The organism is Wenjunlia tyrosinilytica, from assembly GCF_014646055.1.
Classification (GTDB): domain Bacteria; phylum Actinomycetota; class Actinomycetes; order Streptomycetales; family Streptomycetaceae; genus Wenjunlia; species Wenjunlia tyrosinilytica.
The window spans coordinates 56,763-69,461 of record NZ_BMMS01000012.1 but is presented as its reverse complement, the minus strand read 5'-3'; the positions used below and the strand labels follow the sequence as shown (position 1 = coordinate 69,461).

12 protein-coding genes and 1 tRNA gene are annotated in these 12,699 nt (G+C 70.7%); 2 read left to right on the top strand and 11 right to left on the bottom strand.

Annotated features, from left to right (window positions below; genetic code table 11):
* Window positions 1–92 precede the first annotated feature (92 nt).
* From IEY86_RS15170 to IEY86_RS15160, 3 genes are all read right to left on the bottom strand, one after another.
* A complete protein-coding gene (locus tag IEY86_RS15170) occupies window positions 93–950 on the bottom strand; it encodes a carbohydrate ABC transporter permease (protein WP_189132212.1) in 858 nt (285 codons plus the stop codon).
* Between the two features lie 18 nt (window positions 951–968).
* Window positions 969–1,943 (bottom strand): carbohydrate ABC transporter permease, encoded by a 975-nt coding sequence (locus IEY86_RS15165; protein WP_189132211.1) that lies wholly within the window; start codon window positions 1,941–1,943, stop codon window positions 969–971.
* 80 nt (window positions 1,944–2,023) lie between these two features.
* On the bottom strand, window positions 2,024–3,340 hold the full coding sequence (locus tag IEY86_RS15160; RefSeq protein ID WP_189132210.1) for an ABC transporter substrate-binding protein: 1,317 nt from the start codon (window positions 3,338–3,340) through the stop codon (window positions 2,024–2,026).
* Between the two features lie 144 nt (window positions 3,341–3,484).
* Here IEY86_RS15160 and IEY86_RS15155 point away from each other — a divergent pair, with 144 nt between their 5' ends.
* On the top strand, window positions 3,485–4,516 hold the full coding sequence (locus tag IEY86_RS15155; RefSeq protein WP_189132209.1) for a LacI family DNA-binding transcriptional regulator: 1,032 nt from the start codon (window positions 3,485–3,487) through the stop codon (window positions 4,514–4,516).
* A gap of 93 nt (window positions 4,517–4,609) precedes the next feature.
* On the opposite strand, the gene IEY86_RS15150 is transcribed toward IEY86_RS15155, so the two are convergent.
* The 5 genes from IEY86_RS15150 to IEY86_RS15130 form a co-directional block, all read right to left on the bottom strand.
* On the bottom strand, window positions 4,610–4,981 hold the full coding sequence (locus IEY86_RS15150) for a hypothetical protein (RefSeq protein WP_189132208.1): 372 nt from the start codon (window positions 4,979–4,981) through the stop codon (window positions 4,610–4,612).
* 56 nt (window positions 4,982–5,037) lie between these two features.
* A complete protein-coding gene (locus IEY86_RS15145; RefSeq protein ID WP_189132207.1) occupies window positions 5,038–5,358 on the bottom strand; it encodes a hypothetical protein in 321 nt (106 codons plus the stop codon).
* A 519-nt stretch (window positions 5,359–5,877) separates the two neighbouring features.
* Window positions 5,878–5,950: transfer RNA gene (locus tag IEY86_RS15140), tRNA-His, on the bottom strand.
* 91 nt (window positions 5,951–6,041) lie between these two features.
* Window positions 6,042–6,668 (bottom strand): oligoribonuclease, encoded by a 627-nt coding sequence (gene orn / locus IEY86_RS15135; protein ID WP_189132206.1) that lies wholly within the window; start codon window positions 6,666–6,668, stop codon window positions 6,042–6,044.
* 5 nt (window positions 6,669–6,673) lie between these two features.
* Window positions 6,674–7,954: a helix-turn-helix domain-containing protein gene (locus IEY86_RS15130; RefSeq protein ID WP_373287029.1), complete on the bottom strand. Its 1,281-nt coding sequence runs from the start codon at window positions 7,952–7,954 to the stop codon at window positions 6,674–6,676.
* Window positions 7,955–9,236: 1,282 nt separating this feature from the next.
* Between IEY86_RS15130 and IEY86_RS15125 the strand changes: the two genes are divergently transcribed.
* Window positions 9,237–9,761 (top strand): universal stress protein, encoded by a 525-nt coding sequence (locus tag IEY86_RS15125; protein WP_189132204.1) that lies wholly within the window; start codon window positions 9,237–9,239, stop codon window positions 9,759–9,761.
* A gap of 241 nt (window positions 9,762–10,002) precedes the next feature.
* Here IEY86_RS15125 and glmS read toward each other — a convergent pair whose 3' ends face one another.
* The 3 genes from glmS to IEY86_RS15110 all read right to left on the bottom strand — a co-directional run bounded on the left by glmS (window position 10,003) and on the right by IEY86_RS15110 (window position 12,622).
* Entirely contained in the window at window positions 10,003–11,817 is a 1,815-nt protein-coding gene (gene glmS / locus IEY86_RS15120; RefSeq protein ID WP_189132203.1) for a glutamine--fructose-6-phosphate transaminase (isomerizing), read from the bottom strand.
* A 135-nt stretch (window positions 11,818–11,952) separates the two neighbouring features.
* On the bottom strand, window positions 11,953–12,228 hold the full coding sequence (locus IEY86_RS15115) for a hypothetical protein (protein ID WP_189132202.1): 276 nt from the start codon (window positions 12,226–12,228) through the stop codon (window positions 11,953–11,955).
* A 79-nt stretch (window positions 12,229–12,307) separates the two neighbouring features.
* Window positions 12,308–12,622: a cupin domain-containing protein gene (locus IEY86_RS15110; protein ID WP_373287035.1), complete on the bottom strand. Its 315-nt coding sequence runs from the start codon at window positions 12,620–12,622 to the stop codon at window positions 12,308–12,310.
* Window positions 12,623–12,699: the final 77 nt, after the last annotated feature.

Below are 12,699 nucleotides of genomic sequence, written 5' to 3'. Positions count from 1 at the left end.
GCGGCGGTCATGTGGCAAGCCTCCCGTCGAAGGGGTGCGGACAGGTGTGAAGAGGGCGGGGAAGGGCGGGGAAGGGGGTGGGGGAGGCGGCGCTAACCCTTGACCGCGCCCTGCATGATCCCGCCGACGATCTGCCTGCCGAGGACCACGAAGACGAGCAGGAGCGGCAGGGTCCCCAGGAGGGCGCCGGCCATGATGACGGAGCGGTCGGGGACATACCCCTGACCGAGCTCGCTGAGCGCGACCTGGACGGTCGGGTTGTCCCCGTTGAGCACGATCATGGGCCAGAACAGGTCGTTCCAGGACTGGACGAAGGTCAGCATGCCCAGCACGGCCATCGCGGGCCTGGCCACCGGCAGCACCACATGCCAGAAGATCCGCAGTGAGTGGGCGCCGTCCACCCGGGCGGCCTCGATCAGCTCGGTCGGCAGTGCCTCGGCCAGGTACTGCCGCATGAAGAACACACCGAAGGCGCTGACGAGGGTGGGCAGGACGACCGCCTGGAGCTGGTTGCTCCAGCCCAGGTCGCCCATGAGCATGAACAGCGGCACCACACCGAGCTGCGGCGGCACCATCATCGTGCCGATCACCAGCATGAGCAGGAGACTGCGGCCTTTGAACCGCAGCTTGGCGAAGGCGAATCCGGCGAGCGTCGCGAACAGCACCGTGGCCAGCGCCACCGACCCTGCGACGAAGAAGGTGTTCACCAGGGCGGTGCCCATGTGGACCTGGGTGTAGGCCTCCTTGAGGTTGTGCGCCAGGTTCGCGCCGGGCACGAGCGGCGGCGGGGTCCGGGTGATCCTGTTGTTGGAGGTGGACGCGGCCACCACCGTCCAGTACAGGGGGAAGAGCGAGACGATGGCGGCGACGGCGAGTACCACGAAGGTGACCGGGCCGCCGTGGAGCTGGCGTCCCGCACCGGGCCGCAGGCGCAGGGCAGGGGTGGTCATGTCGGCTGCTCCAGGACGTCAGGCTCGGCGCAGACGGCGCGAGACAAGGGCGTTGACGGCGGCGATCAGGATGAGGATCAGGAACATCGCCCAGGCGATGGCGGCCGCGCGGCCGAAGTGGAACAGCGCCCAGCCCTGCTGGTACAGCAGCACCCCCAGGGTCTGGTACTGCCCGTCGGTCCCTCCGCGGGCCCCCGCGGTGCCGCCGAACAGCAGCGGCTCACCGAACAGCTGGGTCGCGCCGATCGTCGAGACCACGACGGTGAACAGGATCGTCGGCCGCAGCGAGGGGATGGTCACCTTCCTGAACTGCTGCCATCGTGAGGCACCGTCGATCGCGGATGCCTCGTAGAGGTCGGTGGGGACGGACTGCATCGCGGCGAGGTAGACGAGCGCGTTGTAGCCGGTCCAGCGCCAGGTGACGATGGAGCCGATCGCGATCTGCGAGGTCCAGTGGCCGGACTCCCAGTCGACCGGGTGCACTCCGACGAGGTCCAGCAGCCAGTTGATCATGCCGAAGTCGCGGCCGAACATCAGGGAGAACACCAGCGTGCCCGCCGCCACCGAGGTCGCGTGCGGGGTGAGCACGGCGACGCGGAAGAAGGCGGAGCCGCGCAGTTTGTAGTTGAGCAGGTGCGCCAGGCCCAGCGCCATCAGCAACTGCGGGACGGTGGAGATCACCCCGATCGTGAAGGTGTTCCACAGCGCGTTCCAGAACCGGTCGTCGACCAGCATCTCGGTGTAGTTGCCGAGCCCCACCCATTCGCGCCGGTCCGGGGTCTGCAACTCCACCCGGTGCAGGGAGATCCAGCCCGTGTAGAGCAGCGGATAGAGGCCGAAGGCCGCGAACACGGCGAAGAACGGGGTGACATAGGCGTACGGGGCCGCCGTGCGGTCGAGCCAGTCGGACAGGGACCGCCTCGTGCGCCCCGGTGGTGCCTGCGGGACGGGAGCGGGCGCGTCGTGCGTGTCGGTGAGTGCGGGGGCGGCCAAGGGGGCGTCCTTCCGTCGGGCGGCCGGGCCGGCCCGCGGGTGCTGAGCGGACCGGCCGGAGTCTGCGCGTGCCGCGCGGGTCAGCCGATGACGTCCTTGTCGATCGTCTTCGTCGTCGCCTTCCAGGCGTCCTCGGGGCTCTTGCCCTGCTGCTCGACGAGTTGGATGCCGTTGGAGATGCTGTCCTTGATGGCGCCGTCCTTCGGCCCGAGGACCGCCACGGGGATGGACTTCGCCGAGTCCCCGAAGATCTTGCCTATCGGGGCGTTGTTGAAGTAGGCGAGCTTGGCGGCCGAGACCCCGGAGGCGGAGATCGCGCCGGTCGAGGACGGGAAGAGGCCCTGTTCCTCGAACAGCTTCGCCTCCTGCTCGGGGGCGGTCAGCCAGGCGGCGAGCGCCTGCGCCTCCTTGACGTGCTTGCCGGTGGCCGGGACGGCGAGGAAGGAGCCGCCCCAGTTGGCGCCGGCCGGGGGAGCGGCCACATCCCACTTGTCCTTGTTCGCCGGACCGGCCTTGTCGGCGATGTGCGCGGTCATCCAGGCGGGGCAGACCACGGTGGCGAAGCGGGAGTTGGAGAAGCCCTGGTCCCACGCGGTGTCGAACTGGCGCAGTTTCGCGGTGAGTCCGTCCCGAGCGGCCTGGGTGGAAAGCGTCCAGGCCTTGCGGACCAAGGGGTTGTCCTTGTAGATCGCCTTGCCGTCGGCGTCGTAGTACTGCCTGGCGGCGGAGGCGGTCATGGCGTTGTTGAGGCCGCTGGCGGTGTCCATGTAGGCCACCTTGCGGTCGGGGTAGTCCTTCTTGAACTTCCGCCCGGCCTCCACGTAGGCGTCCCAGCCCGAGGACCACAGGCCGGCCACCGCCTGCCGGTCGGTGGGCAGCCCGGCCTTGGCGAACATGTCCTTGCGGTAGCAGATCGCCATGGGCCCTATATCGGTGCCGAGTCCGATGACCTTGCCGTCCGGGGCCTTGGCCTGCGCCCACTTCCACGGCAGCCAGCCGTCCTCCTTCACCCCCGCGGCGGTGGACATGTCCGTGAACTTCGCCGACTGGACGGTGGCGACCTCGCGGATGCGGCCGACCTCGAGCGCCTGGATGTCGGCGAGGCCGGAGTTGGCGGCGAGGCGGGTCTGGAGGGTGCGGTAGTAGTTCTGCTCGTCCGCGGTGGACGTCGACTTGATCCGGATGTCCGGGTGCTGGGCCTCGTACTCCTTGAACAGCCCGGCCTCCTCGTAGCCCATGACGCCGAACAGGCCGAGGTTGAGCGTGGTCCTGCCGCCGGACGAGCCCTGTCCGTCCCCGCCGCCGTCACCACCGCATCCCGCGAGCCCGGTCGCGAGCACGGCGGCGCACAGAAGCGCGGCGGTTCTTCCGGGGTGTCCTTTGCGGGGGGTTCGCATTCGGTCCTCCTAGCGGCAGCACGTTGTGTGAGAGTGTGGGAGCGCTCCCATTAGGGTGTCAATACTTGCGAACGGAGCTATTTCGGCCACGGGGGCGAGATCATTGCGTAGTTGGCGGTGTGCGGTCCGGGGAGAGGGGCGGGGATGACACAGACGAGAGCGCGGGGCCGCAGGCCCACACTGGAGGAGGTGGCGGTCCGGGCCGGGGTCGGCCGGGGCACGGTCTCCCGGGTCATCAATGGATCGCCCAGGGTCAGCGAGCAGGCGAGGGCCGCCGTGCAGGAGGCCATCGCGGAGCTCGGCTATGTGCCCAACCGCGTGGCCCGCTCCCTCGTCACCAGCAGGACGGACGCCGTCGCCCTGGTGATCCCCGAGCCGCAGACCCGGCTGTTCGCCGAACCCTACTTCTCCGACATCGTCCGCGGTGTCAGCGCGGAGCTCGCCGGCACCGACATGCAGCTCCTGCTGACCCTCGTCCGCACCTCCCACGAGCGCCAGCGCCTCGCCCAATACCTGTCCGCCCACCGGGTGGACGGGGTCCTCATGGTCTCGGTCCACCAGGACGACCCTCTGCCCGACCTGCTGAAACGGATCGAGATGCCGGCCGTCCTGTCCGGCCGCCGCTCGGGGCCGGAGCCGGTGAGCCATGTGGACTCCGACAACGTCGGGGGAGCTCGCCTCGCCGTCCGCCACCTGGTGGAGGTCCGCGGCAGCAGGGCCGTCGCCACCATCACCGGCCCGCCGGACATGGACGTGGCGCGATGCCGCCTAGACGGCTACCGGCAGGCAATCGCGGACAGCGGCCACGAGCCCGACGAGCGGCTGGTCGCCCACGCGGACTTCACCGAGGAGGGCGGCCGCGAGGCGATGCGCAGGCTCCTGGTGCGCCGCCCCGACGTGGACGCGGTGTTCGCCGCCTCGGACGTCATGGCTTCGGGCGCCCTGCGGATCCTGCGCGAGAGCGGCCGCTCGGTCCCGGACGACGTCGCGCTGATCGGCTTCGACGACTCGGTGGTCGCCCGCCACACCGACCCACCCCTGACCAGCGTCCGCCAGCCCACGGAGGAAATGGGCCGCACGATGGCGCGCCTGCTCCTCGAGGAAATGGCGACCCCGGGCCGCGACCACCGCCGGATGGTCCTCCCGACGGAGCTGGTGAGAAGACGCTCGGCGTAGCACGCCACCCTCAGCGGCGCCCCGGGGCTCGCACCGGGCCCCCGGCCACGCCGTCGCGCCCAAGACCGGGGGTGAGTGTTCGCTCTCCTACGGCTACGAGAGGCCGGGGAGTTGGCCCACCGCGGCCACCTGGCGGGCGGTTTTGGGACAGGTCCAGACTGCTTCGCAGGCGGACACCACTGCCGTGAGGGGGTGGGCGTCGGGGTGGTCGGGGCACTGGGGCCAGACGGCCGGGAGACCTTGCGACCACAGGGCCTCGACGGCCCACTCCTGGACCTGGTCGGCGAGGTTGGCCACCTGGTCGGGGAACTCCTGGCAGGGCCAGACCGCGACGCCCTGGCCGCTGCCGTCCGGGGCGAAGAGCATGACCCAGTGGTCCTCCACGCGGACGTCGGGCAGCACGGCGCAACTCGCCCGCAGGTCCCGCAGGACTGGCTCGAACGCGGCCTCGAACTCTCCATCCATCCGCACATTGTGGGCCGACCGGCGGTCCGCGCACCCCAATTGCGTTGCGACGCCGCTCATTTGGCGCAGTGGGCGCCGCGCGTGGGGCGCGTGGGGTCTACGCCCGTGAACCGCACGGACCGGCTGTACACGCTCGTGGAGGCACTGCGCGCGATGGCGCCGATGCCCCGCGGCGCCCGGCGGCCGGCGCGGCACTTCGAGGTCGGCACCCGCACCGGGCGGGAGCGGGCCCTGAAGGCGCTCCAGGAGACCGGCGTACCCATCCGCGCCGAGATGAGCCGCCCGGCCCCGAGGCAGGCGGCGCGGCCGTGCGCCCCGACGAAGGCCACCACCGCCGCCACGGCCTGCGTCACCACCAACGCGACGGCCTGTGCCACCGCCGGCACCAACGCCGCGGCCACCACCACCGGGCCAGTCCGCGCGAAGGGACTCGGGCGCGGTGGCCGTGCGGATCTCGAAGTCGCCCGCCGGCCAGGCGGAACGCTCGGCCGCGTCCTCGAACGAGGTGTACAGGCGCTCCACGGGCACATCGACCGTCTTGCTCGCGTTGGCCCGGAACCGCCCGTCACCGCTCCGGCCCGGCACCCGCGGGCCGCTCCGGCCCGGCACCCGCAGGCCGCGCGCCTGCTCGTAGCCGACGGAAGGGCGAAGGAATCGGTTCGGCGTTCCGAGGACTCGAGGTCCCCCTCACCCTCCGGGGTCCGGTGGCGTGAGCACCGGTTCGAGGGGCGGGCGCGGAACAGCGCCGTGCCCACGGTAGGAAGCCCCACCCTCCCGGGGCAAAACATCCTCACCGGGCGCCGGGTGCGGGAAGCCGCACCGGTCCCGGGATGCCCATGAGCCCCCGGCGCGCATCGGGCCCCGACGGCGATGCCGTCCGGGCCCGATCCTGAAAGGGTGAGTGACGGGACTTGAACCCGCGGCCACCTGGACCACAACCAGGTGCTCTACCAACTGAGCTACACCCACCATCACCGGCGCTGTTTCGCACCGGCCTGAAAAAGTGTACAGGGTCCGAGGGGGTGCTCGCCGCCACGTTTTCGGGCGGCGCGCCGACCGCTCAGGAGGCCGTCGAGGACTCCGTCGGGGTGGGCGGCAGCACGTACTTCGCGGCGATCGTGCGCGAGGTGTCCGTGTCCGGGCCCGGCTGCGGCACGAAGACCGCCTCGCGGTAGTACTTCAGCTCCGCGATCGACTCGCGGATGTCCGCCAGCGCCCGGTGATTGCCGTTCTTCTCGGGGCTGTTGTAGTACGCCCTCGGGTACCAGCGGCGGGCCAGCTCCTTGATCGAGGAGACGTCCACGAGCCGGTAGTGCAGGTGGCCTTCGAGGTCGGGCATGTCCCGGGCGAGGAAGCCCCGGTCGGTGGCCACCGAATTTCCGCACAGGGGGGCCTTGCGCGGCTCCGCCACGTGCTCGCGGATGTACGCCAGCACCCGCTCCTCGGCCTCGGCCAGGGTCAGCCCCTGGTCGAGCTCGTCGAGCAGGCCGGAAGCGGTGTGCATCTCGCGCACCACTTCCGGCATCTGCTCCACGGCCTCGGCGGGCGGGCGGATCACGATGTCCACCCCTTCGCCGAGCACGTTCAGCTCGGAGTCGGTGACCAGTGCGGCCACCTCCACCAGGGCGTCGTCACGCAGGGACAGCCCCGTCATCTCGCAGTCGATCCAGACCATCCGGTCGTTCATGTGTCTCACCCTACGGCGCGATCACGCTGTCCAGGCACTATGGGCCCACGAGTGGGCCGACCCGTCGCCGCGCGCGCCTGGACCGGAGACTGCTCGACCCGTGCCCGCTGCCGTCCTCCTTCCTGTGCGTCCGGCCGCCCGAGAGAGTCCGCGCGGGAGTGCTGTTCCGGCAGCTTGGACGAGTACATGTCCATCGGCGGCTTCGGCTCGGCCGCGGCCTCCACGGCCTCCTCCTGGCCCCGCCGCGCCCGGTACGAGGCACGGTAGGAGGCGGGGGAGGCCCCCAGCTGGCGGCGGAAGTGCCCGCGCAGCGCCACCGGGGAGCGGAAGCCGCAGCGCTGGGCGACCTCGTCCACGGAGTAGTCGGAGGTCTCCAGAAGCCGCTGGGCCTGGAGGACCCGCTGCGTGATCAGCCACTGCAGAGGTGCGCTCCCGGTCAGCGTCCGGAACCGCCGGTCGAACGTGCGGCGGCTCATGTAGGCACGGGCGGCGAGGGTCTCGACGTCGAACTGTTCGTTGATGTGCTCGAGCGCCCACGCCACGACCTCCGCGAGCGGGTCGCCGCCGATCTCCTCCGGTAAAGACCTGTCGAGGTAGCGGTCCTGCGCGCCCGGTCTGCGCGGTGGCACGACCAGGCGGCGGGCCAGCGCGCTGGCGACGTCGGCGCCGTGGTCGGTGCGCACCACGTGCAGGCACAGGTCGATTCCCGCCGCCGTGCCGGCGCTGGTGAGCACGTCCCCGTCGTCCACGAAGAGCTCACGCGGGTCCACATGGACCGTCGGGTAGCGCTTGGCCAGCGTGGGCGCGTACATCCAGTGCGTCGTGGCCGGGCGCCCGTCGAGCAGCCCCGCGGCCGCCAGCACGAAAGCGCCCGTGCACAGCCCGATGATCCGTGCCCCTTCCTCGTGCGCGCGCCGCAGCGCGTTGAGCGCGTCCGCCGGCGGCGCCTGGGAGATGGAGCGCCAGGCGGGGACGACGACCGTCCCCGCCCGTGCGATTGCGTCCAGTCCGTGCGGTGCGGTCAGCTCCAGGCCGCCCGTCGTGCGCAGCGCTCCCTCCTCGCCCGCGCACACCAAAAGCCGGTAGCGGGGCACCCCCGCGTCCTGGCGGTCCACGCCGAAGACGGACAGGGGAATGGAGCTTTCGAAGATCGGTCCGCCGCTGAACAACATCACCGCTACGACTTCGCGGCGGCGGCGCGCGGAGAGTTTCCGGCCCGCGGCGCCGATCGCTGATGTCACGGGGCGGGGAGTCGCAACCGCACCATCCGGTGCAATACCGGTCATGGAGTCCTGGCTCATGGCCCTAAAGCCCCCCTCGGTTGTTCCGCCCTCCAGCGCCGGTCGGCCCACTACTCGGGAGCCCGGCGTCTGGCTGTCCGGTCCTGCATGTTCTCCCCCGCGTTGTTGCCCAAGATCGAATCTACTGTGTCGGATGTGGCTGGTGTGACAAGTTCACCACTCACCGCTATGTCGACATGACCACGTGGCGTGAAGCATTCGATCACGAACTGTTGCATTCGTGGGGCTTCGAGGGAAGTGCGCATTGCCCCCTTGCACGTGCTGCATACGGGCCACAGACACTCCAGGGCGTTCTGGGCAGGGGCGGTACCCCTGTTCGGAGTGTGTTCGGCCAATAGTTGCCGGAGATCGACAACTTGGCCGAAAAAAGCCGGATACAGAGCCGCCGGACCGGTTTAGCGCCGGGTCGTGCGCCCTGTGTGCCGGTGTCCGCCCCGATGCGCCCCTCCACTCGACCTTGCGACCCCGCGCGTTCCGGAACCTCGGGCGAACGCTGCCGGAAGCGGCCATCTCGAGGCCGTTTCCGTCCAACTTCGAGCCCCCGTCGACGAGCGCAGGAGCAGGGCCCGGCACAGCGCGGTCACCGCCGCGAGGCCGCATGTGACGAGCAGCGCACCGGAGATCGAGGACCCGCACAGCAGGAGGACGAAGGGCACCAGCGCGCAGCTGAACGCGCCCCAGCGGACGACCTCCGCGACCGAGGCCGCCGACGCGGCGGACGAGGCGGCCCGACGGCGTGCGGAGGCGGTCGCAGCTGCGCTTCCGGAACGGACGACGCCGACCGCCGGACGCGGCAGGGCCCGCGGAGCCCGGCGCTCCGCCGGCAGCGGGCGGGCCGGAGGTCCGGACCAAGGGGGCCGGTAACCGGACAGGGCGCCCTCCGTCCGTCGTGTGGCCTCGCGAGCGGGAGCCGCGGTCGCGGATCCACTCCCACAACGCGCTCCGGGCGCCCCGGGTCACGAGGTTGTGCTCCGTCCGGGCGGGGAAGGGGGCCATTGCACAATGGACGTCCCTCCGGCATGCTCCCTGAAACGCCGACTGCGGCGGCGCACGCAGTGCGCCTTGTGTCCGATCATGGACGCGGGCGTATGCGTCCGCTCCTGGCGAAGGGTGGCGAATCGCAAGATTCGTACGGTGGGCACCTGTAACAGGACGTTGCGTCGCCGTACCCTGTGGGTAGGAGGTCTCGAAAGGCTATTCCAAGCCCTTCCATCTTCAACATTCCAGTCCCGCCGACACATTGGCCTTGACGCCGAAGCAACCAGAGATGGCCGGTTACGAGATTCCCGAGCCCGCAGAGGGCAAGAAGCCCCTCGCCCACCCTCCGTCGGAAGCCGAGGCGGCGCCTCAGTCACGCCCCGCATGCGACCCCGCGTTCCAGCACGGCGTGGTGGTCGGCTTCGACGGTTCCGTGTCGAGCGAGCGGGCGCTCGCGTACGCGATCGGTATGGCCCGAAGATCGGGTTCCGGGCTGGTGATCGTCCACGTCGCCAATCGTCTGCCCGCCACGGTCTGGGCCGGCTGCGAGCCACCCGTCTTCGTGGATGTCCCCGACCACCGCACCGAGGTGCTCGGCCTCGAGCTGGCCTGCGCCGACCATCTCACCGAGGTCTCGTGGATCCTCGTCGAGCGCGGAGGCGACATCTGCCACGAGCTCGAAGAGGTCGGGCGGGAGTACGCCGCCGACGCCATCGTCGTGGGCGGCACGCAGGGCATCATCGGCAAGATCTTCGGCTCCGTCGCAGGCCGTCTGGCGCGCCGCGCGCAGCGTCCCGTCATCGTGGTCCCTTAAATCCTGTTGGTTCCCCAGCCTTCATCGCACCACAACGCGCTCCGGCTCCGGTCGCGCGCGGGTCGCCGCCGACTCGAGAGGGGGCCCTGGAGGGCCCCTCCGAGCCGTTCACGGCCGTCCGTCGGCGCGGTTCCCGGGCGCCAGTCCCTGGGCGCCAGTTCCTCGGCGCCGGCTCCTCGGCACCAGTGCCTGGGCGCCGGTCCCTTGGTGTCCGCCCGCTCGCGCCGCCTGTTCGTGAGATCTATTCCACGGTGACGCTCTTGGCGAGGTTGCGCGGCTTGTCGACGTCCCGGCCCAGGTGCACGGCCGCGTGGTAGGCGAGGAGTTGGAGCGGGATCCCCAGCAGGATCGGGTCGAGCTCGGGCTCGTTCCTCGGCACGGTCAGCGTGTGGTCCGCCGTCCGCTGTTCCTGGTGGCCGATGGCCAGGATGCGCCCGCTGCGCGCCTTGATCTCCTCGAGCGTGGCGCGGTTCTTCTCCAGCAGCTCGTCGTCGGGGACCACCGCCACCGTCGGCACGTCCGGCTCGATCAGCGCGAGCGGCCCGTGCTTGAGCTCGGAGGCCGGGTAGGCCTCGGCGTGCACATAGGAGACCTCCTTGAGCTTCTGGGCGGCCTCACGGGCCACCGGGTAGCCGCGCACCCGGCCCACGAACATCATGCTGCGCGCGGGGGCGTAGGCGGCCGCCAGCTCGGCGACGCGCTCCTCCTGCTGGAGGATCTCCTCGATCTGGGCGGGCAGCTTGCGCAGCCCGTCGAGGATGCGGCGGCCGTCGGCGACGGACAGGTCCCTGACCCGGCCCAGGTGCAGGGCGAGGAGGGCGAAGGCGACCGCGGTGTTGGTGAAGCACTTCGTGGACACCACGCACACCTCGGGACCGGCGTGCAGGTAGATCCCGCCGTCCGCCTCGCGGGCGACCGCGCTGCCGACGACGTTCACCACGCCGAGGACCTTGGCGCCCTTGCGCTTGAGCTCCTGGACGGCGGCGAGGGTGTCATAGGTCTCGCCGGACTGGCTGACGGCGATGTAGAGGGTGTCGGGGTCCACGACGGGGTTGCGGTAGCGGAACTCGCTCGCGGGCTCGGCGTCCGCCGGGATCCGCGCCAGCTCCTCGATCAACTGGGCGCCGATCTGACCCGAGTAGTACGCGGAGCCGCAGCCGAGGATCTTCACCCGCCGCACCGCGCGGGCCTCACGGGCGTCGAGGTTGAGCCCGCCGAGGTGGACGGTGGCGAAACGGTCGTCGATGCGGCCGCGCAGGACGCGGTCGACCGCCTCGGGCTGCTCGAAGATCTCCTTGTGCATGAAGTGGTCGTGGCCGCCGATGTCGTAGTTCTCGGCGTCCCACTCCACGGTGGTGGGCGACTTCTCGGTGGCCAGCGCCTCGGTGGTGTAGGTGCGGTAGTCGTTGGCCCGCAGCGTGGCCATCTCGCCGTCGTCGAGGGTGACGACCTGGCGGGTGAAGCGCACCAGCGCGGCCACGTCGGAGGCGACGAACATCTCGTGGTCGCCGACACCGAGGACGACCGGGCTGCCATTGCGGGCGGCCACGACGCGGTCCGGGAAGCCGGCGTGCAGGACGGCGATGCCGTAGGTGCCCTGGACGAAGGACAGGGCGCGCTGGACGCGGGCCTCCAGGGTCTCCAGGTCGTCGGCGCGGGCGATGAGGTGGACCAGCACCTCGCTGTCGGTCTCGGAGGCGAAGGCGACGCCCTCGGCGGTGAGTTTGGCGCGCAGTTCGGCGGCGTTGTCGATGATGCCGTTGTGGACGACGGCGATCCGGCCGGAGGAGTCGAGGTGCGGGTGCGCGTTGTCGTCGGTGGGGGCGCCGTGGGTGGCCCAGCGGGTGTGGGCGATGCCCGCCGTACCCGCGAACCGCTTGGGGAGCCTCGCCTCGAGGTCGCGGACCCGGCCGGCCGCCTTGACCGTCTTCAGTCCGCTGCGGGCGGCGACGGTGACACCCGCCGAGTCGTAGCCCCGGTACTCCAGGCGCTGCAGGCCCTCCAGCAGAAGGGGGGCGGCGTCACGCTTCCCGATGTATCCGACGATTCCGCACATGGATGAATGCAACTCCCTGTATTCCGGCAGGTGTAACGGACCGCGACCGGTCATGACGTACGGCGATCGTGGGCGTCGCCACGAGGTGCGGTGACGGCCGTGTGGCGCGGCCACCGGGGGCACCCGCTCATCAGGTCACCCGTAGACGATCCGGCGCAGTTGCCGCAGTGACAGCTGCGCCGGGGCCACGGCCCGGTGCGGCAGCTCGGCGGTCACGCGCTCGAAGATCTCCGCGTTGGGCAGGCCCTTCGCCTGGAGCTCGCGGTGGCGCCTGCGCACGAACTCCTCCGCCGACTCGCCGAAGTACGCCAGCACGTCGGCGACCACCTTCGCGGCCTCCCCGCGACGCAGCGGGGTGGTGCGCGTCAGGTGGTCGAGAAGGTCTTCGTGAAGCGGACGGCGATCGAGCACAGGAGGGATCCTGGCGGCCCGATCGCCGTGATCGCAACAATCCTGCCCGATATCGGGCAAGGGTCAGCGGTTCGGTCGGTCAGCTCTTCGGCTTGGCGTATTCCGCGGACTGGCCGGCGAAGTCGTAGACGACGCACTTCTCGTCGCCGACGACCCATGCGTCGTGCCCGGGGGTCGCCACGAAGGCGTCACCCGGTCCGAGGTCCGCCTCCTCGCCGTTGTCCATGCGGATGTGCATATGCCCCTTTTCCACGTAGCCGTTGTGGCTGAACTCGCAGGAGTCGGTGCCGGCGATCGGCTTGACGCTCTCCGACCACCGCCATCCGGGCTCGAACGTGGCCCTGCCGAAGGTCACCTCTCCGACCTCCACCACATCCATGTGGCCCTTGGGCATGTCTCGCTGCTCGTCCGGCTTGTCGAGGTTCTTTGCCTTGATCACAGCGGTTCACCTCCACCCTCTCCATCCATTTT

Bases quoted from the DNA above. Each gene is read 5' to 3' on its own strand.
- glmS (WP_189132203.1), bottom strand. From the start codon at position 11,817: ATGTGCGGAATCGTCGGATACATCGGGAAGCGTGACGCCGCCCCCCTT.
- IEY86_RS15110 (WP_373287035.1), bottom strand. From the start codon at position 12,622: ATGCCCAAGGGCCACATGGATGTGGTGGAGGTCGGAGAGGTGACCTTC.
- IEY86_RS15150 (WP_189132208.1), bottom strand. From the start codon at position 4,981: ATGGATGGAGAGTTCGAGGCCGCGTTCGAGCCAGTCCTGCGGGACCTG.
- IEY86_RS15125 (WP_189132204.1), top strand. From the start codon at position 9,237: ATGGCCGGTTACGAGATTCCCGAGCCCGCAGAGGGCAAGAAGCCCCTC.
- orn (WP_189132206.1), bottom strand. From the start codon at position 6,668: ATGAACGACCGGATGGTCTGGATCGACTGCGAGATGACGGGGCTGTCC.
- IEY86_RS15130 (WP_373287029.1), bottom strand. From the start codon at position 7,954: ATGACCGGTATTGCACCGGATGGTGCGGTTGCGACTCCCCGCCCCGTG.
- IEY86_RS15155 (WP_189132209.1), top strand. From the start codon at position 3,485: ATGACACAGACGAGAGCGCGGGGCCGCAGGCCCACACTGGAGGAGGTG.
- IEY86_RS15170 (WP_189132212.1), bottom strand. From the start codon at position 950: ATGACCACCCCTGCCCTGCGCCTGCGGCCCGGTGCGGGACGCCAGCTC.
- IEY86_RS15160 (WP_189132210.1), bottom strand. From the start codon at position 3,340: ATGCGAACCCCCCGCAAAGGACACCCCGGAAGAACCGCCGCGCTTCTG.